Source organism: Pedococcus sp. P1_H8 (genome assembly GCF_056405175.1).
On sequence record NZ_JBFUCP010000313.1, the window covers coordinates 1 to 412 of the forward strand.

The following is a 412-nucleotide window of genomic DNA, read 5'->3' on the forward strand; positions in this document are numbered from 1 at the left end:
GTTCGTGGCTGGTCGGCGATCCCGGGTGGGCCCTGCTGGTGCTCGAGTTCGGGGTCCAGGCGGGCCGTGAGCCCCAGCTCGCCGAGGCCTACCTGCACGAACGCCGCCGGCTGCGGGGTCAGATCGAGGAACTGATCGCCGAGCGTGCGGCCGAGTGGGGGGTGGCCGAGCGGGTCGATGCCCGCAACACCGCGATCACGCTGATGGCGCTGATCTCCGGACTGATGCTCGAGCACGCCGTGGATCCGGAGCAGGTGGACCGCGCTGCGGTGCAGGCAGCGGTCTCCGGGCTGTTCGCCAACGCCCTGCGACGAGGCTGACGCGCCGGGTCAGTACCCGTACCCGCCCTCCGGTCCCAGCATCCGTTCGATCCGGATCCGGTTGATCTTCGCCAGTTCGCCGGCCATGGTCT

General features: G+C 70.6%; 1 protein-coding gene. It reads left to right on the forward strand.

Annotation, left to right across the window (positions count from 1 at the left end; translation table 11 throughout):
- Positions 1 to 320: TetR family transcriptional regulator C-terminal domain-containing protein (locus AC1DYG_RS20160; protein ID WP_477641614.1), on the forward strand; the 320-nt coding region annotated here is incomplete at its 5' end.
- Between the last annotated feature and the right edge of the window lie 92 nt (positions 321 to 412).